Source organism: Microbacterium sp. EST19A, assembly GCF_019969685.1.
GTDB lineage: Bacteria > Actinomycetota > Actinomycetes > Actinomycetales > Microbacteriaceae > Microbacterium.
The window spans coordinates 1,439,150-1,466,014 of the sequence record NZ_JAHXYZ010000001.1 but is presented as its reverse complement, the minus strand read 5'-3'; the positions used below and the strand labels follow the sequence as shown (position 1 = coordinate 1,466,014).

Genomic DNA, 26,865 nt, shown 5'->3' with positions numbered 1-26,865 from the left:
GAACTGCGACCGGAACGCCCCGCAGCAGCACGAACTGCGACCGGAACGACCCGGAGCAGCCACCCGTCCTCGCCTCAGCGCTCGCCGATCACGTTCCGCGCGATGCCGAGTTCGGCGAGCCGGGCGGCAGCGAGCGTGCGCTTCAACTCCAGTGCCTCACCGATCTCTCCCGCCAGCCGCGGACGGCTCTGGATCAGCGCGTCAACCGTCGACAGCGGCAGCACCACGACGGTGAGGATCTCGCCGGCGATCGTCGCCGCCTGCGTGCGCTCCCGGGTGAGCGCGGTGTGCCCGACGATGTCGCCCTTCTCCGCGCTCGCGAACTCGATGCGTCCGCCATCGGCCTCGACCGCGAGCACCGCTCGGCCCGACACGACGACACGCACCTCATCGGGCACGATGCCGCTGGGAAGCACGAGCTCGCCGACGCCGTACCGCTCCAGGCGCGCACCCGCGGTCACGGCCTCGATGTCATCGTCGCGCAGATGCAGCGTCGGCGCGATCGCCGTGATCGCCTCGACCAGGCGCTGCGGTTCAGCGAGCGGATCGGTCGAATCGCCGTCGAGGGCGAAGCCCCGGCGCCGTGCCGCGTACCAGAGCCACGACAGGTACATCGAGAGGGCGCGCGAGGCGTCAGCGGGTCCGGCCACTGGAATCGACACCCCGTACGCGCCGGCGCCCGAGTAGTTCACCGTGACATGCTCGCGCGGCAGCTTCATCGGCAGCGCCTCGGCCACAGAACGCAGCAGCGACATGACCTCGTGCGGCGGATCGTCGGTCGAGAACTTCACCGGGGTCTCGGCGGAGTGCGGCCCCTCCGGCTCGCTCAGGTTCGTGAAAGACGCCCCGGAGAGCGTCGAGTTCGGCACGATCTGGATGCCGGCGCCGGTCTCGATGTGCACCGCGCGCCAGTTCACCTCGACGACCCGGCCCTTGACGCCCGCGGCATCCAGCCAGTCCCCGATCTTGAAGGGCTGCTCGAAGAGCAGGAGCAGACCCGAGATCACCCCGCCGACGGCGTTCTGCAGGGCGAGGCCGATGACGATCGACCCGACGCCGAGCGCCGTGAAGATGCCGCCGACGTCGGCATCCCACACCCAGGAGAAGAGCAGCGCGAGACCGACGCCCACGAGCACGAGCCGGCCGATCTCGACGAAGATCGTCGGGATGCGCCCGCGCCAGGAGTCCTTCTGCGCATTCGCGAAGAGCGCGACGTTGAAGGCGGAGAGAACGAGCAGGATCACGAGGAAGCCGAACACCGTCGCGACGACCCGCGTCCACACCTGATCGGCGGGCGACTGGATCGCGAAGGCGAGCAGCGCGAACAGGGCGCCGACGGGGATGACCCCGTTGCGCAGCATCCGCAACGGCTTGGCCACCGGATTGCCGCGACGCGTCAGCGCCCCGATCATCTCGGTGAGCACGACGAGGAGCACCGGCACCCCGACGGCGAGCGCGATCACCCACCACGCCCATCCGTCCGCGAACGCCTCGTCGAGCATCAGACCACCTTCCAGACGGTCTCGGTCCTGCCCTGCGTCTCCACCGTCCCCGCTTCGACGTAGTTCACCAGCTCCTGCGTGCGGTCGCGCACGGTCTGACTGACGTAGATGCCCGGTTCGCCGGTGACCGAGCGCACGCGGTACGCGAGGTTCACGGCGTCGCCCCACAGGTCGTAGGCGAGGGTGGTGCGGGCGACGAGACCGCTCGTGACGGTGCCCGTGTCGACGCCGGCGCGGAGCGCGATCTGCGTGCCGTTCTGGGCGTTGAAGCGCTCGAGCACGCCGAGCAGATTCCGTGCGAACTCGACGCTGCGGCGGATGTTGTCCACCCGCGGCACGATCAACCCGGACGAAGCCAGATATCCCCCGCGGAGCGTGCGGACCTTCTCGACGCCGGCCTTCTCGGCCGCCTCGTCGAAGCCGCGCATGAGGGTGTTGAGGAGCGCGATCTCCTCTTCGGCGCTCTGACCGCGGACCGCGTCGTCGAAGCCGACCAACTCCGCGAAGACCACCGAGACGTTCTCATGCGCCTCGGAGATCGCCTCATCGCCCTGCTTGTACTTCGCCGCGACACTCTCGGGCATGAGGGTGTGCAGCAGCTTCTCGTTCTCCTTCTGCTGCTCCTCGATGAGGTCCTGTTTGATGCGCAGGCTCGAGGCCATGTCGTTGAACGCGCTGCCGAGGTCGCCGAACTCGTCGCGCGAACCCTGCGGCACCTGCACGTCGAGATCTCCCTCGGCGACCCGGTGCACGGCTCCGACCAGGCGGTGGATCGGGCGGGTGAAGACCTGCGCGAGCAGCAGCGACAGCAGCGAGACGCCGAGCAGGATGCCGAGCAGCGACAGCAGCACATTGCGCGTGAACACGTTCACGGGTTCGAACGCCTCAGCCGTGTCGATGCGCGCCACGATGACCCAGTCGAGCCCCTCGATCTCCAGCGGGGCATAGGTGGTGACACTGTCGCCGCCGATGTAGTCACGGCCGACGACGGTGCCGCTGCGCCCGGCCTGCGCCTCGGCCACGGCGAACGTGTTGACCGGCTGCAGCAGCACAGTGCCCTTGACCTCGCCGATGCGGTTCGCGATCGTGGGCGCGATCCCTCCGCTGATGAGCCGCTTGACGTACTCCTCGGGGTTCTCCTCCAGGCGCCGCGAGGTGCTGCGCATGAGGTCGTCGCGCCCCACCAGGTAGACCTCGCCGGTGTCGCCGAGGCCCTGCTCCTTCCACTGCTTCCCGCCGGTCATCACGTCGTTGATCTGGTCGACCGGAACCTGGAGAGCCATGGCGCCGGTGATCCTGCTGTCGTTGCCGACCGGGGAGATGATCCACATCGTCGGCACGTTCAGCGAGGGGATCCAGCGCTCGAAGTCGGTGAGACCGATGGCGTCCACCGAGTTGGTCGCGATCGTGTCGCGGTAGGTCTGCGCGAACACGGTGTCGCGATACGGCCCGGTGTTCAGGTTGGTTCCCAGTTCGACGCCCTTGTAGGCGGAGAACACGACGTCGCCGTCGAGGTTGAGCAGCAGGGCGTCCTCGTAGCCGGCCTGCTGGATCAGACGCGTGAAGTAGTCGCCGTATCGCTCCGCTCCGGCCGAGTAGCTCGTGCCGTCGCCGCTGTCGTTGCCGACGAGCAGCTTGTCGTAATCGGTGTCGAAGTCCTGGTTCTTCGTCGTGTACTGCAGCTGCAGGTAGCGGCCGGCGTCGGATTCCGGGATGAACGCCTCGGAGCCGTACTCCTCGCCCGCGCGGGCCTCGAGTTCGGGGATGAAGGTGTCGGCGTAGTAGCCCTCGAGCTGCGCGAACTGCTCGTCGGTGACCTCCTGCCCCTGCAGATCGTCCCAGGCCGCGTTCATCGTGTTCGAGAGCGTCTGCGCGCTCAGGTTCCGCGATTGCAGAGAGGCGTCGCGCTTGACGTCCTCGATCGCCTCGGTGATCTCCGCAGCGCGCAGGGAGCGGATGGTGATGAGCTGATCGACGGCCGCATCGTGCAGCGAGTCCCGACCGTTGATGAACCCGATCGCGCCGACGACCACGGACGAGATCAGGCTCACCGCGAGCAGCATGATCAGGAGCTTCGACTGGATGCTCAGCCCGGCGCGGCCGCGCCAGGACCTTCGCGCTGTGACCGCCGTCGCCGAATCCGTGCCGCTGTCGCTCATGAGCCCCTCCGCCGTCGCGCCTGCTGCGTCCGAGTCCGAACATATCGATATATCGGTCCCGCGGTCTACGGTGCGATTCCGCTACAGTGACCGGCGGAGGCGAATATGACGACCTGGTGGCCCTACGCGCGACTCGCAGCAGCAGTCCTCGCCGTCGCGGCGATCGTCGCCCAGCTCGCTCGATCGATCGAGGTCGCCGGGAGCGCCGACACGGACTACGGCCGGCACATGCCGACGGTCATCGCGAACTTCTTCAGCTTCTTCACCATCGAGTCGAACGTCCTGGCCGCCGTCACCCTCGCGATCGGCGGCATCTGGGCACTGCGGCAGAAGGACGCGAAGCTCGTCGAACCGCGGTGGTTCGCCGTGCTGCTCGTGTGCGCGAGCACCTACATGATCGTGACCGGCGTCGTCTACAACACCCTGCTCCGCGGCATCCCCCTTCCCCAGGGATCCACGGTCCCCTGGTCGAACGAAGTGCTGCACGTCGTCATCCCCCTCGTCATGCTCCTCGACGTGCTGTTCGCCCCGCGGCGCCGCGCTCTCGGCTGGGGAACCGTCGGCATCGCCGCGATCTTCCCGATCGTCTGGACGGTCTTCACCCTGATCCGCGCGAATCTCGTCACCGCTCCCGCTACAGGCAACCCGTACTGGTACCCCTACCCGTTCCTCGACCCGCACCAGTCGGGCGGGTACGTCGCCGTGGGCCTCTATGTGCTGCTGATCGCCGCGATCATCATCGGCGCCGCAGCCCTCGTGGTCTGGGTCGGCCGGCGGCGCGGCGTCCGCTCCCCCGCCTCCGCCTGATCCGGGCACTCCTGCCCGCCGGTCACGCCGCCGGATGCGGTTACGCTGGTCCGCGGGGGATGGCTGCGACGAGTGTCCCCGTGTGACTGAGGGAGCCACCCATGAACGAGCCCTACGCGCAGGACCCGCAGGCGAGCTCTGCGCCCCCGCCTCCTCCTGCTCCGAGCTACCCGCCCGCGCCCCCGGCGCCTTCCGCGGGCTCGGTGACGCACGAGGCACCGAGCTCGGCGACGCAGGGCGTCTCGGGCTCGAAGAACCAGGGGGCGCCGACCGACGCGGAGATGTCGCGCGCGGCCGCCGTGCTCACGGTGATCTCGGACTCCTACTCCGCGAAGATGGTCGGCCAGGACCGCCTGCGGATGAGCCTGCTCGTGTCGCTCATCGCCGGCGGACACATCCTGCTGGAGAGCGTGCCGGGTCTCGCCAAGACGACCGCCGCCAGCACGCTCGCCGACACCGTGAAGGCGCAGTTCAAGCGCATCCAGTGCACGCCCGACCTGCTCCCCAGCGACATCACCGGCAGCCAGATCTACGAGTCGGCGACCGGCTCGTTCCGCACGGTCCTCGGTCCGGTGCACGCCAACTTCGTGCTGCTCGACGAGATCAACCGCTCCAGCGCCAAGACCCAGAGCGCCATGCTCGAGGCGATGCAGGAGCACCAGACGACGATCGGCGGCGAGATCCACCCCCTGCCGAAGCCGTTCCTCGTGATCGCCACGCAGAACCCCATCGAGCAGGAGGGCACGTACGAGCTGCCTGAGGCGCAGATGGACCGGTTCCTGCTCAAGGAGATCGTCGAATACCCGAGCCCGGCCGAGGAGTTCGAGATCCTGGGCCGCATCGACTCCGGCGTGCTCGACCCCGACCGGCACGTGACGAGCGCGGTCACCCTCGACGACGTGCACCTGCTGCAGGATGTCGCCAGCCGCATCTACGTCGACCCGGCGATCCGCAACTACATCGTCTCGATCGCCTACGTCACCCGGAACCCGGCGCCGTACATCGGCGACGAGCGCGCTCGCCTCATCAAGTACGGCGCGAGCCCGCGTGCGAGCATCGCGTTCCTGCAGGCCTCTCGCGCCCTGGCACTGCTGAACGGCCGCGCGCACGTGCTCCCCGAGGACATCCGCGCCCTCCGCCATCTGGTGCTGCGCCACCGCCTGCTGCTGACGTTCGAGGCCGACGCCGAGGGCATCCGCAGCGAGGAGATCATCGACGAGATCTTCGCCGCGGTGCCGACCCCCTGACCCGCCCATGCCCAGCCTGATCACCCAGGTGAAGAGCAAGCTCTTCATCCACTCGTCGCGCAAGTCGCTGCACGCCCTCGACGGCGCGTACGCGTCGCTGCTGCACGGGCGCAGCCTCGACTTCGAGGATCTGCGCAAGTACGAGTACGGCGATCAGGTGCGCGACATCGACTGGCGCGCCACCGCACGTCTGGGTGCCCCGCTGGTCAAGCGCCACCGCGCGATGCGCATGCACACGATCATGTTCGTCGTCGACACGGGCCGCTCGATGACGGCGCTCGCGCACGACGAGAAGGCGAAGAAGGATCTCGCGATCCTCGCGGCCGGCGTGCTCGGAGTGCTCGCGCTCCGCCACGGCGACGACTTCTCCACGGTCTACGGCGACGCCGACCGGGTGCGCCGCCGCGCTCCCGGCCGCAGCGAGGGTGCGCTCGAGCACGCCCTGCGGACGATCGACAAGGCCATCGACGAGAGCACCGCCCCGAGCGACCGCGACGCCCTGCTGTCGTACGTCACGCGCACCGTCTCCCGGCGCATGATCGTCGTCGTGATCACCGATGAGGCGCCGATCACCGACGAGACCGAGCGGATGCTGCGCCGCCTGCGCGTGCAGCACGATGTGCTCTGGCTCACGGTGCGCGACGCCGATCCCGTGCTCGATCACACCACGCGCACGATCCGCAGCGATGTGGACAGCCGGTGGGACGTGCCCGACTTCGTGCAGGGCGACCTCGGCATCGTCGGCGAGCTCACCGCCCAGACCGAGGCCGATGCCGCGCACCTCGCCGAGACGCTCAAGCGCATGGAGATCAGTCACGCCGTGCTCGACGGGCAGGACGACGCCGTGTCGCAGCTGCTGCAGCTGCTGAACCGGAGGTCTCATGCCGGGATCTGACGAGCTCTACCCTCCGGCCCAGTACGGCTGGGGATGGATGCTGCTCGCGATCGGCATCCTCGCCCTGCTGGTGCTCGGCGCCTGGCTGCTGATCGTGCTGACCCGTCCGCGACGCGCGCTCGCCACCGCGGGAGATGCCGGTGGGCAGTCGCTGCTCACCGGCGACGTTCTCTCCCAGCTGCGCACCGAGTACCTCGAGCGCATCCAGATGGTGGAGACGGACTACCGCGAGCGCAGGCTGTCCGCACGGAACGCCAACCTCGAGCTGAGCCGCGTCGTCCGCACGTTCGTGAACGAGTACAGCGGGCTCGAGGCCCCGGTCCTGGCGCTCGACGACCTCGTCGCGCGGGGCGTGCACCCCGCGCTCATCGATGCGATGGGCCGGCACTACTACCCGAGCATCTTCCGTCAGGGACCCGCGATCGATCCGGTCGCCGGTGCCGAAGCGGCGCGGACGGTGGTGCGCACATGGCATTAGCGAACTTCTGGATGATCATCGTCGCGATCGCGGTCGTGCTGGTCGCCCTCGGCATCGGGCTCGCGCTCGGTCTGCGCCGCAGCGGTCGCGGCGGTGCGGGCGAACGGGCGCGGGTCGCGCGCGCGGAGCGCCTGCGCACGCTCCCGGCGTTCCGCCACGCGCTGACGCGCCGTGTGCTCGCGCTGACCGGCATCCTCGTGCTCGGCACCGTGACGACGGTCGCCGCCGGCGTGGTCGCCGCCCGGCCGATGTCGTCGCAGACCATCCAGCCGGTCAACACCAGCCGCGACATCATGCTGTGCCTCGACGTCTCGGGCTCGATGACCGAGGTCGACGTCGAGGTGATCAGCGTCTTCGAGGACCTGCTGGAGGACTTCGAGGGCGAGCGCATCGGCCTGACGATCTTCAACAGCTCGCCCGTGCAGATCTTCCCGCTGACCGACGACTACGACTTCATCCGCGAGCATCTGGCCAGCATCAAGGAGAGCTTCGACTACGTCGACGAGATCCCGGAGCACTGGGTCGGCACGCTCAACGGCGAGGGCGCCTCGCTGATCGGCGACGGGCTCGCGGCCTGCACGCTGGGCTTCGATCGCCCCGACGACGAGCGGTCGCGCTCCGTGATCTTCGCGACCGACAACGAGATCAACGGTGCCTCGATCGTCACGCTGGAGGAGGCCGCCGGCTTTGCGAAGGCGAAGGGCGTGCGCGTGTTCGCGCTGAACCCGGTGCAGGGCAAGGATGCCGCCGTCAGCGCCGAGCTCACCGCCGCGGCCGAGACGACCGGCGGCGCGGCGTACGGCCTGCGCGACACGACGACCGTGTCGGACATCGTCACCGAGGTGCAGGAGCAGGAGGCGACCGAGCTGCGCGGCGAGGCGCAGGTCGTCTGGACCGACACCCCGAACCTGTGGATCGTCGTGCTGGCCGTCGCGCTCCTCTCGTTCGCCGTCGTGCTGTGGAGGGTGAGACTGTGATCTTCCAGCCCGTCCTCCATCCGCTGCTGCTCGTGCTGCTGTTCGCGCCGGTCGTCGCTCTCGCCGTCTGGCTGATCGTGCGCGGTCCTTCGACGGGCCGAGAGACCCAGGGGGCGGGATCCGGCACCGCGCGCGCGAAGTCCGGCGCGCGCGTTCTGTGGGGGCTTCGGCTGCTGCTGATCCTGGCCTGCTTCGTGATGCTGCTGCGGCCCGGCATCCCCGGCGGCGCGACGCAGACTCTCGCGACCGACACCGACATCGTGCTCGTCGTCGACACCACCGCGAGCATCGTGGCCGAGGACTGGGACGACGGCCAGCCGCGACTCGACGGCGTCCGCGAAGACGTGCGGGCGATCGTCGAGGAATACCCGGGTGCGCGCTTCGCGCTCATCACCTCCGATGCGGCGGCGGAGCTGCGGATGCCGTTGACCACCGACACCACGGCCCTGATCGGGTCGCTGGACGTGCTGCGACCCGAGGTGACCAGCCAGTCGCGCGGCAGCTCGATCGGCATCGCCGCTCCTCTGCTGTCCGAGACCCTGGCGGCGGCCGCGGAGTCGTCGCCCGACCGGGCGCGGATGGTCTTCTACTTCGGCGACGGCGAACAGACCGTCGGCACGCCGCCCGAACCCTTCACGACGAGCGCCAAGTACACGGATGCCGGTGCCGTCTTCGGCTACGGGACGACCGAGGGCGGGCCCATGCGCATCACCGGCGGCGGCCTCGGCGCCGACGAGGGGTACATCGAGTACGAGGGCGGGAACGCGCTGTCGGTGATCGATGAGGCGAACCTCGAGACCGTCGCGGAACAGCTCGGTGTCGAGTACGAGCACCGGACGGCGGATGCCGCGCCCACGCTGCCGGCCGCTCCGTCGACCACCACGAGCTACGCGGAGTCCGGCGAGGTCGGCAACGTCACCGAGCTGTACTGGATCGCCGCCCTCGTGATCGTCGCGCTCCTCGGCGTCGAGCTGCTGCGCGCGACGATGCTGATTGCCCGGCTGCGCCAGCTCAAGGCACCGCGTTCATCGGTCGTCGAGCGAGGTGCGAAGCGACGAGACGAAACGCGCTCGACGACCGAAGGAGGTGCCTCGTGACTCCGCAGGACGAAGCCGCTGCGGCCCGACTTCGGTCGAATCGTCGTCGGCGCAGCATCCGTCGCTGGGTGGCGATCGGCACGCTCCCGCTCACGCTCGCCGCACTGCTCTTCGTGGGCAAGCTGCTGAGCATGTACGCCTTCGCCCACCAGGCGGTGACGGCCTACGTCGTCGACGACTACGCGGGTTCTGAGGCGGCGGCGCGCAACCAGGAGTTCCTGAACTGGTTCGAGCCGTACAAGGCGCCGTTCAACGTCGGCACGGCGCTCGGTGCGGCCGAGCAGCTTCCCGAGGCGAGGGCGAAGCTCGAGGAGGCGCTGGACCTCGCAACCGGCCTGGAGGTGTGCGGCGTGCGCATCAACCTCGCCCTGGTCGTCGAGCGGATGGGCGATGCGGCCCGCGCGGACGGTGACGGTGCGACGGCGGCGCAGCTGTACGGCGAGGCGCTCACGATCACGATCGAGACCCCCGAGGAATGCAACAGCGAAGAGGCGCAGGAGCAGTCCTCCGACCCCGAACGCGACATGTCCGACACACTCGAGGGCACGGAGGGGCGGCTCAAGCAGAAGCAGCAGGAACAGGAGCAGGAGCCGCAACCGCAGGAGCCGCAGACCGAGGAGGAGCCGCAGCCCTCCGACGAGAAGATCCGCGATCTGCAGGACAAGCTCGAGCAGGGAACCCAGGAGCGCGACCAGCAGCAGGGCGATGACCCCGGCGGCTCGGGAACGGACAAGCCATGGTGATGGACCACGAGAAGCAGCGCGCACGTTACCTCGCCGGCGCCGAAGGTGCGCCTCCCGTGCCACCGCCCGGCGGGTACCGCGGCGCGCGCCGCCAGCAGGGACCCATCGCGGGCCCCGTGCCCCCGGTGCCCGTCCCCGGCGCGACAGCGACGCTCGAGGCCGAGAAGAAGCCGGCAAACGCGCTCGGCTGGATCGCTCTCTCCGCCGCCATCCTGTTCGCGTTGATCCTGCTCGGCACCCTGCTCGCCGGCGGCACCGACATCCTCTACGGCGTGACCATGCTCGCGCTGCAGCTCATCGTCGTCGCGGTGATCATCGCGGCCCTGTTCTCCGCGCGGGGACGGATGCTGGGCGCGATCGCGCTCGTCGTGACGATCCTGTTCAACGTGGCGACCGTCGGCGGAATGAGCGCGCTGCAGACGTCGGCATCCGGCAACTACGAGGGCGTGAAGACCGACGAGCAGAAGCACGCGGAGGCGTACCCGGCGATCAAGGGCACCGACCCGCAGCAGACGCTGAGCCAGCAGTCCCTCGAAGAGGTGCGCGCTCAGTCCGATGAGCTGTTCGCCGACATCCGCGAGAGGCTGACCGCCGAGTTCGGGTTCACCTGGGTCCAGGTCGGCGAGGAGGACCTGCGCCCGGAGCGCAACGGCTACGGCGGCGAGTCGATGCTCGTCGAGTACACCTCGACCGGATGGGCGACGAACGAACCGATCCGGGACTACGCGCAGAAGCTCGACGTGATGGCCGCGATCGACGACGTCGTGATCGAACACGGGCTGTGGGATCTGTACGCGTTCAACGACCCGTCGATCTCGGGCATGGACCCGTCGGTGATCGCGAAGCTCTACGGCAGCGACGACCCGCGCACGCAGGACACGTGGGAGTACTACACCGAGAACTACCCCGACCCGCTGCGGTTCTACGCGAACATCTACGACCTCTCGCATGACGAGGACGGCGGATTCCTGACGGCTCGTGAGGCGCAGAGCGCGCGCACCGGCGAGCCGCTGGAAGGTCTGCAGCTCTTCGTGATCGCCAGCGGTGTGCTCAGCGAGGCCGACCGCGCGGAGTTCGAGAAGAAGCTCGAGGAGTACCCCGGCTTCGGCTAGGCATTCCACCCTTCCGAATCGCGCAAGTGGTCGCTTCGGAGGTCAGATCACGACCATTCACGCGATTCGAACGGTCGTCGCTCAGTCGGCGAGGCGGAGCAGCATCCGGGCGAGCACGAAGCGCGCATGACCTCTGGATGTGCGCGGGTCGTAGCCGAGCGTCTCGGTGAGGGCGGCGAGCCGATCCTGCACGCTCGAGTGGTGCCGGCCCAGGCGGACGGCCGCGGCGCGCACGCTCTGCTCGTCGATGACGGCGTCGAGCAGTTCGAGACTGCGGCCGTCCAGGCCGGCGAGCGCGGCGGCATCCGGATGCAGGGCGCCGGCGTCGGCCGTCTCGGCGACGAGCAGCAGCGCGCCGAGGTCGGCGGCGGCGAGCACGGGCTCGGCGGGGGTGGTCAGCCGCACGGCGATGAGGGCGGCTGACCAGGACTCGGGCAGCTGCCCTTCCGTCCCGGTCGTGCCGACGCCGCGGCGGAGTTCGGTCGCGTCGTCCCAGGCGTCCTGCACCGCGAAGTCCTGCGGCAGGATGGTCGCCCGCGTGAGTCCATGCCGCGTGGCCACGACGGCCGACGGATGCTGCGCCCGAGGTGCCGGATCGGGTAGCGAGGCGACGACGCGGAAGAGTCCGGGGGTCAGCCGCAGGCGCGACAGGGCACCTGCTCGCTCATCGACTCCCGCGTAGGAGCTGATGGCGAGCTCGACCGCGCTCTCGGGTCCCGCGGATCGGCGCGCCCGGATGATGCCGAGCGCGAGAGCGAGTCGCTCGAGGATCATCGCGTCGTTCGTGTGCGCCTCGCCCTCGCGCTCGATCCACGCGACGGCATCCGGTCCGCTGTGGCGCAGCATCCAGCCGTCTCGGGGATCCAGCGGATCGATGCGCACTCCGTCGGCACGTACGCGCATGATCTGCCGACCGTCGCGCTGTCCGACGGTCGCCCCGCTCAGTACGGCGGCGCCACGGAGCATGCTCTCGACGCCGACGGATCTCTCGACGAGGGCATCGAAGTAGGTGACGACTTTGAGCGTCTCGCTGGCATCCGGGTCGAGGGCGGTGAGACGCCCCAGCAGATCTTGCATGTCGGGCTCCATCGCGCGGGAGTTCCACCCTACGGGGTCGTGTGCGCGACCCCGTAGGGAGACGTCAGGCGAGCAGGCGATTCACCCAGCTGTCGCGGGCGGCGAGCATGGCCTGTGCGACGGCCGCGTGCGGCGCGAACATGTCGAACCCGTGGAATCCTCCGGCCCACACGTGCAGTTCGGCCTGGACTCCGGCCTCCCACAGGCGCGTGGCGTAGGCGACGTCCTCGTCGCGGAACACCTCGGCGCTGCCGCAGTCGATGAAGGCAGGAGGCAGCCCCGTGAGGTCTGTCGCGCGCGCGGGAGCCGCGTAGATCGAGACGTCGGCGCCGCCCTTGCGGTCGCCGAGCAGCGCGGTCCAGCCGGTGATGTTGGAGCCGCGGTCCCAGACGCCGATCCCGTCGATCTGGTGGGTCGAGACGGTCTCGTCACGGTCGTCGAGCATGGGGTAGATGAGCAGCTGGCCGATGAGCGCCGGTCCACGGCGGTCGCGGGCCAACAGTGCGGTGCCGGCAGCCAGCCCGCCGCCGGCGCTGGCTCCTCCGATGAGCAGCCGGGAGAGGTCGATGCCGAGCTCTCCCGCATTCTCCGCGGTCCACAGGAGCCCCGCGTAGCAGTCCTCGACCGGGAACGGATCGGGGAACTCCGGAGCGAGCCGGTACTCGACGGTCACGATCACGCCGTTGAAGCGCTCCGCCCAATCGAGGAAGCCGACGACGCCGAGCCAGCGGTTGCCGATGATCATGCCGCCGCCGTGGGTGTGGAAGAAGCCGGGCCCCGTTCCTGTGCGCCCCTCTTTCTCGATGACCGAGACGACGATCTCGTCGCCTTCGTGGCCGGCGATCGTCACATCGCGGCGGGTGAAGCCGCGCTCATCGAGGACGGCGAAGATCTCGTCCTCTCCGCTGACCGGTGACTGCCGCATCAGGGGGATCATCTCCGAGGTCAGCGTCGACGGCATCTGGTCGGCGACCAGGGCGAGGGCGGCTTCGAGCTCGGGGTCGAAGGGCGGGCGGGCGAGTGTGTCGGTCATCAGAACTCCCTTGTTCTCGCCGTCTGCGTGGCGGCGTCCCGCCAGCATCCTTCACGTCTTCCCCGAGGGTAACCCGCCACCCGCACCCGATCTGCGGGCGCGCGGCCGCCAGGTGGCGGGCGGAGGTCTCGATCATCGTTCCGGTCGCAGTTCGTGTCGCAGCGCCCCGCTCCGGTCGCAGTTCCTGCCGCCCCGGCGCGGATCGGACGGCATCGAGTGCGACCGGAACGCGGGGGGGATGCCGGCGCGCCGGGTCAGCCGGCGAACGACAGGGCCGCGGCGAGCGCGAAGCCGAGCACGGTGGCGAGGCCGGTCGACTCCTTGGCCTTCGACTGGGCCTCGGGGACCATCGAGTCGACGAGCATCACCAGCAGGGCTCCGGCGGCGAATCCGCTCGCGGCCGTGCGGAACACGTCGCCGGTGACGGTGGCCAGTGCGAAGCCCGCGACCGTGGCGAGCGCGCAGATGACGGCCACCCCCGCCCACAGCAGCAGCACGCGGCCCTTCGCCATTCCGCCCTGGAGCAGGTCGGCGGCCGAGCCGATCGACTCCGGCAGGTTCGAGACGAGGATGGCGACGACGAGGGCGATGCTGACGGGTTCGCCGGAGGCGAGACCGATACCGAGGACGAGCTGCTCGGGGATGCCGTCGAGGAGTGCACCGACGGCGAGCTGCCCTCCGCCGGCCTCACCCTTCTTCTTCGCCGCCCTGGCATCGAGGATGCGCGCGGCGATGTAGTACGCGAGGGCGCCGGCGGCGACTCCGGCCACGAGTGGCACGGCCCCACCGCGGTTCAGTCCCTCTTCCCAGAGCTCGAAGGCGATCGAGGCCATCAGCGCGCCGGCGCCGAAGCCGAGGACGATGCCGAGCCAACGCGGCGGCCACTTCCGCAGCATCGCGAGGACCGCGCCGATGAACAGGGGCGATGCCGCGACCACGCCCCACAGCACTGCTTCGCCCATGTCGACCTCCGTGGACACTCTCCCACGGTGAGCGCGGGTTGAGGAGGACGCCGCTCCTGCCCAGTGAGCGGTTTCGGACGATTTTCCCCAGCCGTCGGCTGGGTGAGTCGACGCTCGAACGACGCAGACCTCCGGACGAGTTACCTGGAGCCATGATCAGGAGGCGTCGTCAACAAAACATTGACGCTCGGCATGCGCGACCGTTACGCTGACCGCATCCGGATCGCGCCGAGCGCCCGGAAGCACGGAGTGGACGACGCCGACATGATCCACGCTGTCGATCATCCGATCCGCTACCGCGAGCAGGAGTATCAGGGAGAGGAGCGCATTCTGATCATCGGAGCCGATCGCGTCGGGCGGCTCCTCGAAATCGTCCTGGTGCCGGCTCAGAACCCGTCGCTCATCATTCACGCGGATCGACTCCGACCCAGTCGATACCACTATCTCTGAGGGAGGACCCGTGACCAGGACAGCCGTCCGAGACGATCGCGATCAGGACGTGGAGGCGTTCATCGACAGCATCCGTCCTGAGACGATGCGCGACGCATCCCGGCTGCGCGACATCGCCGCGGCCCGCGCAGCACGTGACGCCGCCGACCGACAGCTCACGGCTGCTGTCGCGGCATCGAGAGCAGCGGGGGACTCCTGGACGATGATCGGTCTCGCGCTGCGCACCTCGAAGCAGAACGCGTTCCGCAAGTACGGCGCAGCAAAATGACGACCGAATCGAGTGGAACCGCGCCGAGAGAAGCGTTAATCGGAACATCTGATGAGTGACAGACCGGGCGAGGTCCTGCGCCTTCCCGCGTTCGCGCTCTTCTGGTCGTCGTCCACCCTCGGGGCTTTCACCGGAGCCGTCAGCGCCGTCGCGTTCCAGGTGCTCATCGTCACGACGCTGGACGCCTCCGCCTTCGAGATCGGGCTGCTCAACGCGGCCAACGTGGTGCCGTACCTGCTCTTCGGCCTGATCGTCGGGGCGCTGATGGACCGGTGGCGCCGCAAGCCCGCCATGGTGCTCGCGAGCGTCGGCCGCGCGCTCGTCCTCGGGGCGATCCCGGTGCTGTGGGTCACCGGCACCCTGACCGTCTGGACGTTCGGGGCCCTGTTCCTGATCTTCGGCGCTCTGACGCTGATCGCCGACTCCGCCGCCCAGCCGATGCTCCCCCGGCTCGTGCCCCGGAACCGGCTCGTCGCCGCGAACGCCAGGCTCGGACAAGCGGGCACCGTGGCGCAGACGACGGGTCCGGCGCTCGGCGGTCTTCTCGTGGGCTGGCTCAGCGCTCCGATCTCTATCCTCATCGACGCGGTCGGCTACCTGGTGAGCGCCGTGCTGCTCAGCCGCATCAAGGTCGACGAGGCGAAGGCGGAGCGACGGACGGATGGGCGCCACCTCGGTCACGACATCGTCGAGGGTGTGCGGTGGACGTACTCGCATCGCACCCTCGCCCCGATGGCCGCCTCGATCAACTTCTGGTTCCTCGGCAACAGCATCGCGCTGACGGCCTTCGCCCCGTATGCGCTGCGAGAGCTCGACCTCGGCGCTCTGGTGTTCGGACTCGTGCTCGCGATGGGCGGCGTCGGCGGCTTCCTCGGAGCACTGCTCGCCTCGGCGGCCGGTCGACGCTTCGGAGTCGGCGGAGCGGTGCTCGCCGGGCGCACTCTGTCGGCGGTGGCGTGGCTCGCGGTGCTCGTCCTCCCGGCATCCGACAACATCGCGATCATCGCGATCCCGCTCGGCATCGGCCAGTTCCTGTTCGGACTCGGCATGGGCCTCGAAGACCCCAACGAGATGGGCTACCGGCAAGCGGTCGCCCCGGATCAGATGCAGGGGCGGTTGAACGCCTCGATCCGCACCGTCAATCGAGTGATGTTCCTGATCGGCGCGCTGGTGGCCGGCGGGCTCGCCACCGCCTTCGGGTTCCGCGTCACGATCGGCGTGAGCGTGGTCGTGTTCGTCGTGGCGGCGCTCATCGTCCTGCTCTCACCGCTGCGCACGGCGCGGCACGAAGACCTCTGATCAGTCCCCGTAGTCGACGTCGGGCGTGACGAATGTCGCCGTGTATTGCTCAGTGCAGGGTGTGAGGACGTAGACCTTTCCCCAGCCTTCGGCCATGAACAGCGGATCGTCCTGGACGAATCGCGTGCGCCGATCCTCGGCCTCGATCACCACCCATCCGTCACCGTTCGTCCACCAGCGGGCCTCGCCGACCACCGGCAGGACGTCTCCGGAGAGGCATCGTCGGTCCCCGTCGGCGTCCCGCTCCTCGGTACCGAGCCATACTCCGCGGACATCTGCGGTGCCGTCCGCGTTCAGAGTGAAGGCTGCGGCGATCTCCCCACCATCAAGGTCGTGGTAATCGGCGGGGAACTGGAGCTGCGAAGTCATCTCGTCGCGCGTCGCGCCCGCGACGTTGAACGCCTGCACGCTCACCATCATCATGACAGCGAGCCCGCACGCGCCGCCGTAGATCCACCAGGCCCGCGCACGGAGATGCGGCCGGTCACGGATCACCATCAGCACGGCGACCAGGCCGAACAGGATCGCGATCAGCAGCACGAGGATCCACGCGAACCACGAATCAGCCCCCGGAGGGCCGAGGAAGTCAGCGAGCCTCTGCACGCGGTCACGCTATTGGCCTCGACCGCGAACCCCCTGTGAGCCACTGTCGTCATGCGGCACAGGGCGACACGCCGCCCGCGGATAGACTGGAAAGCATGTCCAAGGTCCTCCAGTCCCTGCCCGTCGGCGAGCGCGTCGGCATCGCCTTCTCCGGAGGACTCGACACCTCCGTCGCCGTCGCATGGATGCGCGACAAGGGCGCCGTTCCCTTCACGTACACCGGCGACCTCGGCCAGTACGACGAAGACGACATCGCGTCGATCCCGGGACGCGCGCTCGAGTACGGCGCCGAGGCCTCGCGCCTGATCGACTGCAAGACTGCCCTGGTCGAAGAGGGCCTCGTCGCTCTCTCCTGCGGAGCATTCCACATCCGCTCCGGCGGCCGGACGTACTTCAACACAACGCCCCTCGGCCGTGCGGTCACCGGCACACTGCTGGTGCGCGCGATGAAGGAAGACGGCGTCGACATCTGGGGCGACGGCTCCACCTACAAGGGCAACGACATCGAGCGGTTCTACCGCTACGGCCTGCTCGCCAACCCGCGTCTGCGCATCTACAAGCCGTGGCTCGACGCCGACTTCGTGACCGAGCTCGGTGGACGCAAGGAGATGAGCGACTGGCTCGTCGCGCATGAGTTCCCGTACCGTGACTCCGCCGAGAAGGCGTACTCGACGGATGCGAACATCTGGGGCGCCACCCACGAGGCCAAGACGCTCGAGCACCTCGACGTGTCGCTCGAGACCGTCGATCCGATCATGGGCGTCAAGTTCTGGGATCCTTCCGTCGAGATCGAGACCGAAGACGTCACCGTCACCTTCGAGGCCGGCCGCCCCGTCGCCATCAACGGCGTCGAGTTCAGCGACCCGGTCGCCCTCGTCATGGAGGCCAACACGATCGGCGGACGCCACGGCCTCGGCATGAGCGACCAGATCGAGAACCGCATCATCGAGGCGAAGTCGCGCGGCATCTACGAGGCCCCGGCCATGGCGCTGCTCTTCATCGCCTACGAGCGTCTCGTCAACGGCATCCTGAACGAGGATACGCTCGCGACCTACCACGAGCAGGGCCGCCGCCTCGGCCGCCTGATGTACGAGGGACGCTGGCTCGAGCCGCAGTCGCTCATGCTGCGCGAGTCGATCCAGCGCTGGGTCGGCCTCACCATCTCGGGCTCGGTCACGATCCGCCTGCGTCGCGGCGACGACTGGACCATTCTCGACACCGTCTCCCCGAACCTGTCGTACGGTCCGGAGAAGCTCTCGATGGAGCGCGTCGGCGACGCTGCCTTCGGCCCGGTCGATCGCATCGGCCAGCTGACCATGCGCAACCTCGACATCGCGGACTCGCGCTCGCGTCTCGAGCAGTACGCGGGCCTCGGCCTCATCGGCGGCGCCACCGGCGAGCTCGTCGGACGCGTGACGGCGGGCGAATCGGGAGAGATCACCGGTGCGGTCGAAGACGTCGACGAGAACCTCGCGGATGCCGTGGACGTCGCTTCCGAGGGTGCGGCGTTCGACTCCGGAACCGACTGAACCGATTTCCAGAAGGGGGCGGATGCTGCGGCATCCGCCCCCTTCGTCGTGTCTGCCTGTCGGATGCTGTGAGTCCTCCGAATTATCTTGCACACTCTTGTGCACTATAAGTACCATGGAGGCATGACCACCCGTGCACCCCGCCGCGATGCCGTCGAGAACCGCGCCGGCATCCTCGACGCCGCCCGCATCACCCTGTCGAGCGACCCGCATGCCTCCGTCGACGTCATCGCGCGCAGCGCAGGGCTCTCCCGCCGCACCCTGTACGGCCACTTCGACGACCGCGACGCTCTCATCCGCGAGCTCATCTCCAGCGGGGCGCAGCGCTTCAACGCCATCGCCGCCTCGGTCGACGACCCCGACAGCCGCATCGCCCTCGCCCGTCTCGCCGCACGGCTCTGGCAGGAGGCCGCGCACGTGCAGGTCGCCGCCGCGCTCGCCCTCGACGAGGCGCACGTCGAGCACACGGCCGCGGCCCTCGCACCACTCCGCCGCACCGTCGCCGAGCTCGCCCGTCGCGGCCAGGACGACGGCAGCTTCCGCACCGACCTCGCCGCCCCCACGCTCGCCCGCCTCATCGAGGAGATGGCCCGCACGGTCGTCTCCAGGACGGATGCCGCGAGCACCGGCGCCGCGAACCTCGCGGTGCGCACCGTGTTGAGCATCGCCGGGCTGTCGTGGCGCGAAGCCGACGAGCTGCTCGCCGCGCACCCCGACATCGTCGCCGCAGACGCCGACCAGGAGGCGCACGCATGAGGATCACCCTGTACGACGTGAGCAAGGGCCGTGGCGGCGAGGCGCTGCCGCGGACGAGCCTCGAGTTCCACACCGGCGCCGTGCGCTTCGCCCTCGCCGAGACCGAGCAGCGACCGACCGTGCTCGGCCTCATCGCCAGCGGCAGGATGCGACCCGACACCGGTCGCGTCACCCTCGACGGCGCCGAGAACACCAAAGACCTCCGGCGTCGCGTGGCCCTGGTCGACGCTCCCTCGGTCAGCGACCCGCACGCCGACATCGCACTCGCGGGCGTCGTCGGGGAAGAGCTCATGTTCGCCGGAGTCGGCGCGACACCCATTCACGCACGCCGCTGGCTCGCGGGGCTGGGGTTCGCCGAACTGGCATCCGTCCCGATCGGGAGCGTCGATCCGGCCGCCCGCGTGAGGATCCTGTGCGAGCTCGCGGTGCTGCGCGACGGCGTCGAGGGCATCGTGCTCGTCGCACCCGACCGGCACGGCGGCAGCCCCGACGGCTGGTGGCGCATCGCCGGAGAGTTCGCCGATCGCGGCTACGCCATGCTCGTGGTCGTCGGAGGCTCCGCAGCCGTCGCCCTCGAGCGGATGCAGGAGTTCGACGCGATCAACGCCTCGGGCCCGGTCGAGCCGCTCGTGCTCGAGGAGCCCGCCGACGCCACTTCGGGGGCCGACACGCGCACCGCCACCGACACCGACACCGAGAACGGAGACGCGCGATGAAGGTCCCCTCGATGATCGCGGCCGAGCTGCGACGTCTGACCGCCAGCAAGATGGGCATCATCGCGCTCGTCGCGCTGATCTGCGTGCCGATCCTGTACGGCGGCCTCTACCTGTGGGCGAATCAGGATCCCTACGCGAAGTTCCCCGAGGTGCCGGTGGCGCTCGTGGTCGACGACGAGGGCGCCCCGGCGACCGCCCCTTCGACGGGCTCAGGGGCCGAGGGCTCAGACACCGTGAACTACGGCGAGGACGTCGCCGAGAACCTCATCGAGGGGAACGCCTTCGACTGGCGGCGGATGACGGCCGATGAGGCCGCCGACGCCCTCCGCGAAGGCACCGTCGACTTCACCGTGACGATTCCCGCCGACTTCTCCTCGGCCCTCACCTCGGCGGCGGGCGACGATCCCCACCAGGCGCGCATCGACCTCGAGACCAACGACGCGAACAACTATCTCGCCTCGTCGATGGGCACGCAGGCGGTGGAGAAGATCCGCAGCTCCGTGGCCGAGATGGTCGGCAGCGAGGCGGCGGAACGGCTCCTCACGGGCTTGAGCGATGTGCGCGACAGCCTGGTCACCGCCGCCGACGGCGCCTCGCAGCTGACCGACGGCGCGAACACCGCGGCATCCGGCAGCTCCACCCTCGCCGACGGCACGGCGCAGCTCGCCGACGGCACGGCACAGCTGGCCGCCGGCGCGCAGACCCTCGCCGACGGAGCGCAGCAGGTGAGCGCGGGCAACCGTCAGCTCGCCGATGTCGCCGACCGTGCGGGTGCCGCCGTGCAGCAGGCCGCCGACGCGTTGCCGCAGGTGCGCACCGACATCGCGACCAGACTCGCCGAACAGGGACTGACCCCCGACGAGATCGACCAGGTCCTCGCGGCCCTCGACCCTCTGGCGACCCGTCTGCAGGACGGCAACACCCGCGTGCAGACCGCCGTCGGTCAGGTCGATCAGCTCGCCGCGGGCGCGGCATCCCTCGCCACCGGCGCGTCCGACCTCGCGACCGGGGCGGGCACGGTCGCCTCCGGTGCAGCATCCGCGAACACGGGGGCCGCACAGCTCCGCGACGGACTGGGCACTCTCGCCGCCGGCGCTGCCGAACTGCGCGACGGCCTCTCCGACGGTGTCGGGCAGATCCCGGCATCCACCCCCGAGCTCCGGTCCCTGCAGGCCGACACGATCGCCGACCCGGTGAAGGTGTCGAGCGACAAGGTCGCCTCCGCTGAAGACTACGGCGCAGGACTGGCGCCCTTCTTCGCCGCCCTCTCGGCCTGGATCGGCATCTACGCACTGTTCCTGATCGTCAAGCCGATCTCGCGTCGTGCGGTGACGGCACTGCACTCTCCGGTGCGCATCACGCTCGCGGGCTGGCTCACACCCGCGATGCTCGGAGCCGTGCAGATGGTCGGCCTGATGGGGATCCTCGCGATCACGCTGGGCTTCACGTTCGACAATCCGCTCGGCACGCTGGGGATCATGGTGTTCGCCTCCGCGACGTTCGCGGCGATCATCCTCGCGCTCAACGTGTGGCTGGGGTCGGTCGGACAGTTCCTCGGCCTCGTGCTGATGGTGCTGCAGCTGGTCACCGCGGGCGGCACTTTCCCCTGGCAGACGCTGCCCGCTCCTCTCGCGGCGCTGCATCATGTGCTGCCGCTGGGATACGTCGTCGACGCGATGCGTCAGCTCATGTACGGGGGTGACCTCGCGCGCGCCGGATGGGATGTGGCGGTCCTCGCTCTCTGGCTGGTCGGCGCGCTGGCGTTCGCGATGATCGGCGTGACGCGGATGACGCATCGACGCACACTCCGCGACCTGCAGCCCAGTCTGATCGGGTGACCGGATCCTCCGCGGGGATATGATGCGAGGGCGCGGCCCTGAAACGCGCACCGGGGCTCGGTGGGACTGAGTCCCACCTGCTACCCGAAAGAGCGCTCAACGATGACGACTGATTCGCCGGAGATTGCCGTCCCCTCACGCCCCTCGCTGGGGGTGCGGATCGGGCGCATCGCGTTCCTCGTCGTCGCCGGGATCATCGTTATCGCGGTCGCCGCGGCCTTCTTCGTGACGTGGACGATCCAGCGCTCCTTCCCGCAGACCGAAGGCACGGTCGCGCTGAAGGGACTCACCTCCGAGGTCACGGTGCAGCGTGATGCGAGCGGCATCCCGACGATCACCGCCGACTCGACCGACGACCTGTTCTACGCCGAGGGCTTCGTGCACGCCCAGGACCGGTTCTTCGAGATGGACTTCCGCCGGCACGTCACCGCCGGTCGTGTTGCCGAGATGTTCGGCGAATCACAGGCGGGCACCGACGCGTTCCTCCGCACCCTCGGCTGGCGCAAGGTCGCCGAGGCCGAGGTCGCGGAGATGGATGAGAAGACGCTCGGCTACTACGAGGCGTACGCTGACGGCGTGAACGCCTACCTGGCGTCGCGCTCCGGCGCCGAGCTCTCGCTCGAGTATGCCGTTCTCGGCATACAGAATCCCGACTACGCCCCCGAACCCTGGGAGCCCGCCGACTCGGTCGCCTGGCTGAAGGCGATGGCCTGGGACCTGCGAGGCAACGTCGAGGACGAGACCGAGCGCGCCCTCCTCGCCGCCGAGCTGGATGCCGGAGCATCGGATGCCGGTGACGACACGAGCGCGATGCTCGAGAAGCTCTACCCCGACTATCCGTTCGACGAGAACCCGGTGATCGTCCCGAAGATCTCGACGGTGCCCGCGATCGAGACCGGCGTCGACCCGGCCGCGTACACGTCGCCCGAGACCGACGATGACGTTCAGCAGGCGGTCACGACCGTGGAATGGGAAGAGACCGCGAGCGTGATCGAGGCCGCGAGCGTGCTCGTGGGCGACGTCGGGGAGGGCATCGGCTCGAACTCGTGGGTCGTGTCGGGCGAACTCACCGAGAGCGGGATGCCGCTGCTCGCCAACGATCCGCACCTCGGAGCTTCTCTCCCCTCGGTCTGGTACCAGGTGCAGCTGAAGTGCTCGACCGTGAACGACGCCTGCCCGTTCGACGTGGGCGGCTTCTCGTTCTCCGGGCTTCCCGGGATCGTCATCGGGCACAACCAGAAGGTCGCCTGGGGGTTCACGAACCTCACCACCGATGTCACCGACCTCTACGTGGAGAAGATCGAGGGCGACGAGTACTGGCGCGACGGCGTGCTCGTGCCGCTCGAGGAGAGCACCGAGACCATCAAGGTCGCGGGCGGCGACGACATCGAGCTGACCATCCGCTCGACCGTGCACGGCCCGATCATCTCCGGGCTCACCGACGACTTCACGGCCCTCGCCGAGGACCCCCTTCCGGCTCTGGAGGCCGGCGGCGACGACGACCAGGTCGGAGCCTCCGGCGGCACGCTTCCCGAGCCGAAGGAAGACCCCGAGTACGCGGTCAGCCTGCGCTGGACCGCTCTCGACCCGGGCACCACGGCGACGGCGATCTTCGCCCTCTCCACCGCGCAGGACTTCGACGACTTCCGCTATGCCGCGTCGCTCTTCGACGTGCCGGCGCAGAACCTCATCTACGCGGACACCGACGGCAACATCGGGTACCAGACCCCCGGCCGCCTGCCCATCCGCGGCGCAGGAGACGGATGGATGCCGCAGCCGGGGTGGAACAGCAGCTACGACTGGACGGGCTTCATCCCGTTCGAGGAGCTGCCGGTGTCGTACAACCCGACGTCGGGCTACATCGTCACCGCGAACAACGCGATCGTCACCGACGACTACGACTACTTCCTCTCGCGCGACTGGGACTACGGCTACCGCGCCGCACGCATCGCGCACCTCATCGAGCGGCGGGCGGCCGCGGCGCCGCTGACGGCGGAGGACATGCGCGCCATCCAGATGGACAGCGAGATGTGGATCGGCAAGCAGCTCACGACCGCGATGGAAGACGTCGAGGTGTCGGGTGCCGGCCCGCGCGAGGCGGTGGAGCTGCTCCGCTCGTGGGACGCGCAGAACACGGCATCCTCCGCGGCGGACGCATACGCGAACGTGCTGTGGTCGAATCTCGTGCAGAACATCTTCGGCGAGCGCGAGCAGCCGCTGCCCATCGACGGTCAGAGCCGGCTCTTCACGGTCGTCGCGACCATGCTGGAGAACCCGTCCGATCCGCTGTGGCAGAATCCGCAGCTCGACGTCGACGGCATGGAGGAGATGCTCGCGCTCTCGGCGGAGGACGCCTACGACGAACTCGCGGCAATCCAGGGCACGACGATCAGCCGCTGGAACTGGGGCGACCTGCATGCCATCACCCTCACCAGCGACACCCTCGGCTCGTCCGGCATCGCCCCGATCGAAGCCCTCTTCAACCGCGGCCCGTTCCCGGTCAGCGGCGGCGCCTCGGTCGTGAACGCGACGGGGTGGGAGCTCGGCACCTCGTACGCGACCACCACGGTGCCGTCGATGCGCATGGTGATCGATCTGTCGGACCTCGACGCGTCGACGTGGATCCACCTCACCGGCGCATCGGGTCACGCCTTCGACGAGCACTACATCGACCAGACGGCCGACTGGGCCGCCGGCATCCAGCGCCCGTGGGCGTTCTCCGCGAAGGCGGTGGATGCTGCGGCGGTCGACGTCCTGGTGCTGACACCCGCCGGCTGAGCATCCGCCCAGCACCGTCGACTAACGTTGTCGGGTGCCGACCAGCTACCTCGCCCCCGCGGGCACCCCCGTCACCCTGCTCGAGTTCGAGCACGCCGGGGCGACCCTCATCGCCGAGAGCTTCGGAGAGGGCGACCACACCTTCCTGCTGCTGCACGGCATCGGCATGGGGCGCAGCGTCTACCTCGACGTGGTGCAGCGACTGAAGGGCCGGGTCATCGCGCTCGACCTGCCCGGGTTCGGCGAGGCTCCCGAGCCCACCCGCAACCTCACGATGGAACGGCACGCCGACCTCGTCGCCGCCTACCTGCGTCACGTGGACTCGGGACCCGTCGTGGTCATCGGTCACTCCATGGGGAGCCAGATCGCGGCAGAGCTGGCGGCACGGCATCCGTCGCTCGTCGAGGGGGCGATCCTCGCCGGCCCGACGGTCGACAAGGCCGCGCGCAACGTCGCCTCGCAGGCGCGCTACCTGCTCATCGACCTGCTCGGCGAGCGGCCGCTCGTGATCTGGCGCGGGGCGCGGGAGTACCTCCGCGGTGGACCGCACCTGATCCGCAAGATCCGCGCGACCATCGTGCACGAGCCGGAGGATGCCTTCGTGCGCATCCACTGCCCCGTGCTCGTGCTGCGTGGCGAGGACGACCCGCTCGCGACACCGGCCTGGTGCCAGACCATCATCGACGCCATCCCCGGCGCCGAGCTGAAGATCATCCCCGACCACGGTCACGGCACCCTGATCAGCGACTCGGAGCCCGCCGCGCGCCTGATCCAGGCCTTCGCCGACGGGCTCTGACACTCGTCCGCGCCACGAGCGCGACCGGCTACGCCGCCCCGCGCTCCGAGGGCACCCGGCGTCGCATGCGGCTGTCGCCGATCTCGACACCGCGGTAGACCATGTCCATGGCGCCGATGCTCTCCCCGGGCGGCACGATCGCGTCGATGCGGTCGAGCACCTCATCCGACAGGACCACGTCGGCACCCGCGAGAGTGTCTTCGAGTTGCTCCATGGTGCGCGGGCCCGCGATCGCCGAGGTCACACCCGGATGCGCGACGACGAAGGCCATCGCGAGGTGGGTGAGCGGGATGCCGATCTCGTCGGAGAGGGCCACGAGCTGCTCGACGGCGGCCAGCCGGCGCTCGTCGCGGAAGTGACGCATGCCCGTGCGCTCTGCACGGAAGTTGTCGTTCGCCTGCCCGGCACGGTACCGACCGGTGAGGGTGCCGCCTGCCAGCGGGCTGTAGACGAGGGTGCCCATGCCGTACCGCTGGGCCACGGGCAGGATCTCGCGCTCGATCTCTCGGTCGAGGATCGAGTAGTTCGGCTGCTCCGTGCGGAAGCGCTCGAAGCCGCGGCGCTCGGCCACCCACTGCGCCTCGACGATCTCGGAGCCGCGCATCGACGATGAGCCGATCGCTCTCACCTTCCCCTGCCGCACGAGGTCGGTGAGCGCCGAGAGGGTCTCTTCGATGTCGGTCTCCGGGTCGGGGCGATGCAGCTGATAGAGGTCGATGTGGTCGGTCTGCAACCGGCGCAGCGATCGCTCGACAGCCTGCACGATCCACCGGCGGGATGCGCCGCGGTGGTTGACGTCGTCATCCACGGGACCCCAGAACTTCGTGGCGAGCACGACGTCGTCGCGACGGCCTTTGAGCGCCTCCCCGACGACCTCCTCCGAGTCGCCGTAGCGATCGGCCGTGTCGATGAAGTTCACGCCTCCGTCGAGGGCGCGATGGATGATGCGGATGCCTTCCGATCGATCCGGGTTGCCGAGCGAGCCGAGCATCATCGCGCCGAGCGCGTACGGAGTCACCTTGATCCCCGTCCGACCGAGAGTGCGGTACTGCATGAGTCCTCCTTGCCGGCATCCACCGGGATATCGTGTGAAGATGTAAGCGGAACACCGTCCCGTTAAATCCGAATATACGGAACAGTGTCCCGTTTAGCAAGCGAGCAAGGAGATACCGGATGCCACGTGCCGATGCCCAGCGCAACATCGACGCTCTGCTGGCGGCGGCGAAGGACGAGTTCGCCGAGCACGGCGTCGATGTGGGCGTGCGCTCCATCGCTGCGCGTGCCGGCGTCGGAACCGCGACGCTCTACCGGCACTTCCCTCTGCGCTCCGACCTGATCGCGGGCGTCTTCCGGCGCGAGATCGACGACGTGACGGCTCAGGCCACCCGGCTGGCCGAGAGCCACGAGCCGTTCGAAGCGCTCGCGCTCTGGGCCCAGCGCTATACCGAATTCGTGGCGACGAAGCATGGGCTCGGGTCCGCCCTCCGCTCGGGCGAGCCCGCCTACAGCGGTTTGCGCGACTACTTCGAGAGCAACGCCGGACCCGCACTCGGCGAGCTGCTCGACGCCGCCGCGAAAGCCGGCGCCATCAGGGGCGGAATCGATCCGATCGAGCTCATCGGCGCGATCGCGAACCTCAGCGTGCCGCCCCCCGGCAGCGCCGACACGTCGCGCGCGAGCCGCATGGTGGGGCTGCTGCTCGACGGGCTGCGGTACGGAGCGACGCCGGCGGCGTAGAGCTCG

Annotated in this window: 25 protein-coding genes; 17 read left to right on the top strand and 8 right to left on the bottom strand. The window is 69.3% G+C overall.

Going from position 1 to position 26,865, the window contains the following annotated elements; genetic code table 11:
* Positions 1 to 74: 74 nt before the first annotated feature.
* Positions 75 to 1,502, bottom strand: a complete 1,428-nt coding sequence (locus LC452_RS07195) for a mechanosensitive ion channel domain-containing protein (RefSeq protein WP_223623651.1) — start codon at positions 1,500 to 1,502, stop codon at positions 75 to 77.
* Positions 1,502 to 3,661 carry an adenylate/guanylate cyclase domain-containing protein gene (locus LC452_RS07190; RefSeq protein ID WP_223623649.1) on the bottom strand — a complete coding sequence of 720 codons (2,160 nt, stop codon included), beginning with the start codon at positions 3,659 to 3,661 and terminating at the stop codon, positions 1,502 to 1,504. The genes LC452_RS07195 and LC452_RS07190 overlap by 1 nt, the downstream gene beginning before the upstream one ends.
* A 105-nt stretch (positions 3,662 to 3,766) precedes the next feature.
* Between LC452_RS07190 and LC452_RS07185 the strand changes: the two genes are divergently transcribed.
* From LC452_RS07185 to LC452_RS07150, 8 genes are all read left to right on the top strand, one after another.
* Entirely contained in the window at positions 3,767 to 4,468 is a 702-nt protein-coding gene (locus LC452_RS07185) for a Pr6Pr family membrane protein (RefSeq protein WP_223623647.1), read from the top strand.
* A 281-nt stretch (positions 4,469 to 4,749) separates the two neighbouring features.
* Complete coding sequence (locus tag LC452_RS07180) at positions 4,750 to 5,715, top strand: MoxR family ATPase (RefSeq protein WP_223624708.1); 966 nt, start codon at positions 4,750 to 4,752, stop codon at positions 5,713 to 5,715.
* Between the two features lie 7 nt (positions 5,716 to 5,722).
* Positions 5,723 to 6,610, top strand: coding sequence for a DUF58 domain-containing protein (locus LC452_RS07175; RefSeq protein ID WP_223623645.1), 888 nt, complete (start codon positions 5,723 to 5,725; stop codon positions 6,608 to 6,610).
* A complete protein-coding gene (locus tag LC452_RS07170) occupies positions 6,597 to 7,088 on the top strand; it encodes a hypothetical protein (protein ID WP_223623643.1) in 492 nt (163 codons plus the stop codon). The genes LC452_RS07175 and LC452_RS07170 overlap by 14 nt, the downstream gene beginning before the upstream one ends.
* Positions 7,079 to 8,065: a VWA domain-containing protein gene (locus LC452_RS07165; protein WP_223623641.1), complete on the top strand. Its 987-nt coding sequence runs from the start codon at positions 7,079 to 7,081 to the stop codon at positions 8,063 to 8,065. The genes LC452_RS07170 and LC452_RS07165 overlap by 10 nt, the downstream gene beginning before the upstream one ends.
* Complete coding sequence (locus LC452_RS07160) at positions 8,062 to 9,162, top strand: VWA domain-containing protein (RefSeq protein WP_223623639.1); 1,101 nt, start codon at positions 8,062 to 8,064, stop codon at positions 9,160 to 9,162. Before LC452_RS07165 ends, LC452_RS07160 begins: the two co-directional genes overlap by 4 nt.
* Positions 9,159 to 9,905: a hypothetical protein gene (locus LC452_RS07155; protein WP_223623637.1), complete on the top strand. Its 747-nt coding sequence runs from the start codon at positions 9,159 to 9,161 to the stop codon at positions 9,903 to 9,905. The genes LC452_RS07160 and LC452_RS07155 overlap by 4 nt, the downstream gene beginning before the upstream one ends.
* A complete protein-coding gene (locus LC452_RS07150) occupies positions 9,899 to 11,017 on the top strand; it encodes a DUF4064 domain-containing protein (RefSeq protein ID WP_223623635.1) in 1,119 nt (372 codons plus the stop codon). The genes LC452_RS07155 and LC452_RS07150 overlap by 7 nt, the downstream gene beginning before the upstream one ends.
* An 81-nt stretch (positions 11,018 to 11,098) precedes the next feature.
* On the opposite strand, the gene LC452_RS07145 is transcribed toward LC452_RS07150, so the two are convergent.
* The 4 genes from LC452_RS07145 to LC452_RS07130 all read right to left on the bottom strand — a co-directional run bounded on the left by LC452_RS07145 (position 11,099) and on the right by LC452_RS07130 (position 14,500).
* Positions 11,099 to 12,094 carry a LysR family transcriptional regulator gene (locus LC452_RS07145; RefSeq protein ID WP_223623633.1) on the bottom strand — a complete coding sequence of 332 codons (996 nt, stop codon included), beginning with the start codon at positions 12,092 to 12,094 and terminating at the stop codon, positions 11,099 to 11,101.
* Between the two features lie 64 nt (positions 12,095 to 12,158).
* Positions 12,159 to 13,127 (bottom strand): alpha/beta hydrolase fold domain-containing protein, encoded by a 969-nt coding sequence (locus LC452_RS07140; protein ID WP_223623631.1) that lies wholly within the window; start codon positions 13,125 to 13,127, stop codon positions 12,159 to 12,161.
* Between the two features lie 254 nt (positions 13,128 to 13,381).
* Positions 13,382 to 14,089 (bottom strand): ZIP family metal transporter, encoded by a 708-nt coding sequence (locus tag LC452_RS07135; protein ID WP_223623629.1) that lies wholly within the window; start codon positions 14,087 to 14,089, stop codon positions 13,382 to 13,384.
* A gap of 156 nt (positions 14,090 to 14,245) precedes the next feature.
* Complete coding sequence (locus LC452_RS07130) at positions 14,246 to 14,500, bottom strand: hypothetical protein (RefSeq protein ID WP_223623627.1); 255 nt, start codon at positions 14,498 to 14,500, stop codon at positions 14,246 to 14,248.
* Positions 14,501 to 14,549: 49 nt separating this feature from the next.
* Here LC452_RS07130 and LC452_RS07125 point away from each other — a divergent pair, with 49 nt between their 5' ends.
* Both LC452_RS07125 and LC452_RS07120 read left to right on the top strand, forming a co-directional pair.
* Complete coding sequence (locus LC452_RS07125; protein WP_223623625.1) at positions 14,550 to 14,807, top strand: hypothetical protein; 258 nt, start codon at positions 14,550 to 14,552, stop codon at positions 14,805 to 14,807.
* A gap of 51 nt (positions 14,808 to 14,858) precedes the next feature.
* Positions 14,859 to 16,106, top strand: coding sequence for an MFS transporter (locus LC452_RS07120; protein ID WP_223623623.1), 1,248 nt, complete (start codon positions 14,859 to 14,861; stop codon positions 16,104 to 16,106).
* Here the strand turns inward: LC452_RS07120 and LC452_RS07115 are convergent, their stop codons facing one another.
* Positions 16,107 to 16,709 (bottom strand): hypothetical protein, encoded by a 603-nt coding sequence (locus LC452_RS07115; protein WP_223623621.1) that lies wholly within the window; start codon positions 16,707 to 16,709, stop codon positions 16,107 to 16,109. It lies immediately after the preceding gene.
* A 95-nt stretch (positions 16,710 to 16,804) separates the two neighbouring features.
* On the opposite strand from LC452_RS07115, the gene argG reads away from it, so the two are divergent.
* The 6 genes from argG to LC452_RS07085 all read left to right on the top strand — a co-directional run bounded on the left by argG (position 16,805) and on the right by LC452_RS07085 (position 25,122).
* Complete coding sequence (argG, locus tag LC452_RS07110) at positions 16,805 to 18,238, top strand: argininosuccinate synthase (protein ID WP_223623619.1); 1,434 nt, start codon at positions 16,805 to 16,807, stop codon at positions 18,236 to 18,238.
* Positions 18,239 to 18,361: 123 nt separating this feature from the next.
* Positions 18,362 to 18,994: a TetR/AcrR family transcriptional regulator gene (locus LC452_RS07105; protein WP_223623617.1), complete on the top strand. Its 633-nt coding sequence runs from the start codon at positions 18,362 to 18,364 to the stop codon at positions 18,992 to 18,994.
* The gene (locus LC452_RS07100) at positions 18,991 to 19,710 is read left to right on the top strand and encodes a hypothetical protein (RefSeq protein ID WP_223623615.1); all 720 of its coding nucleotides are present in this window, start codon (positions 18,991 to 18,993) and stop codon (positions 19,708 to 19,710) included. The genes LC452_RS07105 and LC452_RS07100 overlap by 4 nt, the downstream gene beginning before the upstream one ends.
* Complete coding sequence (locus LC452_RS07095) at positions 19,707 to 21,548, top strand: YhgE/Pip domain-containing protein (protein ID WP_223623613.1); 1,842 nt, start codon at positions 19,707 to 19,709, stop codon at positions 21,546 to 21,548. The genes LC452_RS07100 and LC452_RS07095 overlap by 4 nt, the downstream gene beginning before the upstream one ends.
* A 102-nt stretch (positions 21,549 to 21,650) precedes the next feature.
* Positions 21,651 to 24,326 (top strand): penicillin acylase family protein, encoded by a 2,676-nt coding sequence (locus LC452_RS07090; RefSeq protein ID WP_223623611.1) that lies wholly within the window; start codon positions 21,651 to 21,653, stop codon positions 24,324 to 24,326.
* Between the two features lie 34 nt (positions 24,327 to 24,360).
* A complete protein-coding gene (locus LC452_RS07085; protein ID WP_223623609.1) occupies positions 24,361 to 25,122 on the top strand; it encodes an alpha/beta fold hydrolase in 762 nt (253 codons plus the stop codon).
* A 28-nt stretch (positions 25,123 to 25,150) separates the two neighbouring features.
* Here the strand turns inward: LC452_RS07085 and LC452_RS07080 are convergent, their stop codons facing one another.
* Positions 25,151 to 26,176, bottom strand: coding sequence for an aldo/keto reductase (locus tag LC452_RS07080; protein WP_223623607.1), 1,026 nt, complete (start codon positions 26,174 to 26,176; stop codon positions 25,151 to 25,153).
* 119 nt (positions 26,177 to 26,295) lie between these two features.
* On the opposite strand from LC452_RS07080, the gene LC452_RS07075 reads away from it, so the two are divergent.
* Complete coding sequence (locus tag LC452_RS07075) at positions 26,296 to 26,859, top strand: TetR/AcrR family transcriptional regulator (RefSeq protein WP_223623605.1); 564 nt, start codon at positions 26,296 to 26,298, stop codon at positions 26,857 to 26,859.
* Positions 26,860 to 26,865 lie beyond the last annotated feature (6 nt).

Excerpts from the sequence above, each read along its gene's own strand:
- LC452_RS07195 (WP_223623651.1), bottom strand. The coding sequence starts at position 1,502 with ATGCTCGACGAGGCGTTCGCGGACGGATGGGCGTGGTGGGTGATCGCG.
- LC452_RS07190 (WP_223623649.1), bottom strand. The coding sequence starts at position 3,661 with ATGAGCGACAGCGGCACGGATTCGGCGACGGCGGTCACAGCGCGAAGG.
- LC452_RS07185 (WP_223623647.1), top strand. The coding sequence starts at position 3,767 with ATGACGACCTGGTGGCCCTACGCGCGACTCGCAGCAGCAGTCCTCGCC.
- LC452_RS07180 (WP_223624708.1), top strand. The coding sequence starts at position 4,750 with ATGTCGCGCGCGGCCGCCGTGCTCACGGTGATCTCGGACTCCTACTCC.
- LC452_RS07175 (WP_223623645.1), top strand. The coding sequence starts at position 5,723 with ATGCCCAGCCTGATCACCCAGGTGAAGAGCAAGCTCTTCATCCACTCG.
- LC452_RS07170 (WP_223623643.1), top strand. The coding sequence starts at position 6,597 with ATGCCGGGATCTGACGAGCTCTACCCTCCGGCCCAGTACGGCTGGGGA.
- LC452_RS07165 (WP_223623641.1), top strand. The coding sequence starts at position 7,079 with ATGGCATTAGCGAACTTCTGGATGATCATCGTCGCGATCGCGGTCGTG.
- LC452_RS07150 (WP_223623635.1), top strand. The coding sequence starts at position 9,899 with ATGGTGATGGACCACGAGAAGCAGCGCGCACGTTACCTCGCCGGCGCC.
- LC452_RS07145 (WP_223623633.1), bottom strand. The coding sequence starts at position 12,094 with ATGCAAGATCTGCTGGGGCGTCTCACCGCCCTCGACCCGGATGCCAGC.
- LC452_RS07140 (WP_223623631.1), bottom strand. The coding sequence starts at position 13,127 with ATGACCGACACACTCGCCCGCCCGCCCTTCGACCCCGAGCTCGAAGCC.
- LC452_RS07135 (WP_223623629.1), bottom strand. The coding sequence starts at position 14,089 with ATGGGCGAAGCAGTGCTGTGGGGCGTGGTCGCGGCATCGCCCCTGTTC.
- LC452_RS07120 (WP_223623623.1), top strand. The coding sequence starts at position 14,859 with ATGAGTGACAGACCGGGCGAGGTCCTGCGCCTTCCCGCGTTCGCGCTC.
- argG (WP_223623619.1), top strand. The coding sequence starts at position 16,805 with ATGTCCAAGGTCCTCCAGTCCCTGCCCGTCGGCGAGCGCGTCGGCATC.
- LC452_RS07105 (WP_223623617.1), top strand. The coding sequence starts at position 18,362 with ATGACCACCCGTGCACCCCGCCGCGATGCCGTCGAGAACCGCGCCGGC.
- LC452_RS07100 (WP_223623615.1), top strand. The coding sequence starts at position 18,991 with ATGAGGATCACCCTGTACGACGTGAGCAAGGGCCGTGGCGGCGAGGCG.
- LC452_RS07095 (WP_223623613.1), top strand. The coding sequence starts at position 19,707 with ATGAAGGTCCCCTCGATGATCGCGGCCGAGCTGCGACGTCTGACCGCC.
- LC452_RS07090 (WP_223623611.1), top strand. The coding sequence starts at position 21,651 with ATGACGACTGATTCGCCGGAGATTGCCGTCCCCTCACGCCCCTCGCTG.
- LC452_RS07080 (WP_223623607.1), bottom strand. The coding sequence starts at position 26,176 with ATGCAGTACCGCACTCTCGGTCGGACGGGGATCAAGGTGACTCCGTAC.
- LC452_RS07075 (WP_223623605.1), top strand. The coding sequence starts at position 26,296 with ATGCCACGTGCCGATGCCCAGCGCAACATCGACGCTCTGCTGGCGGCG.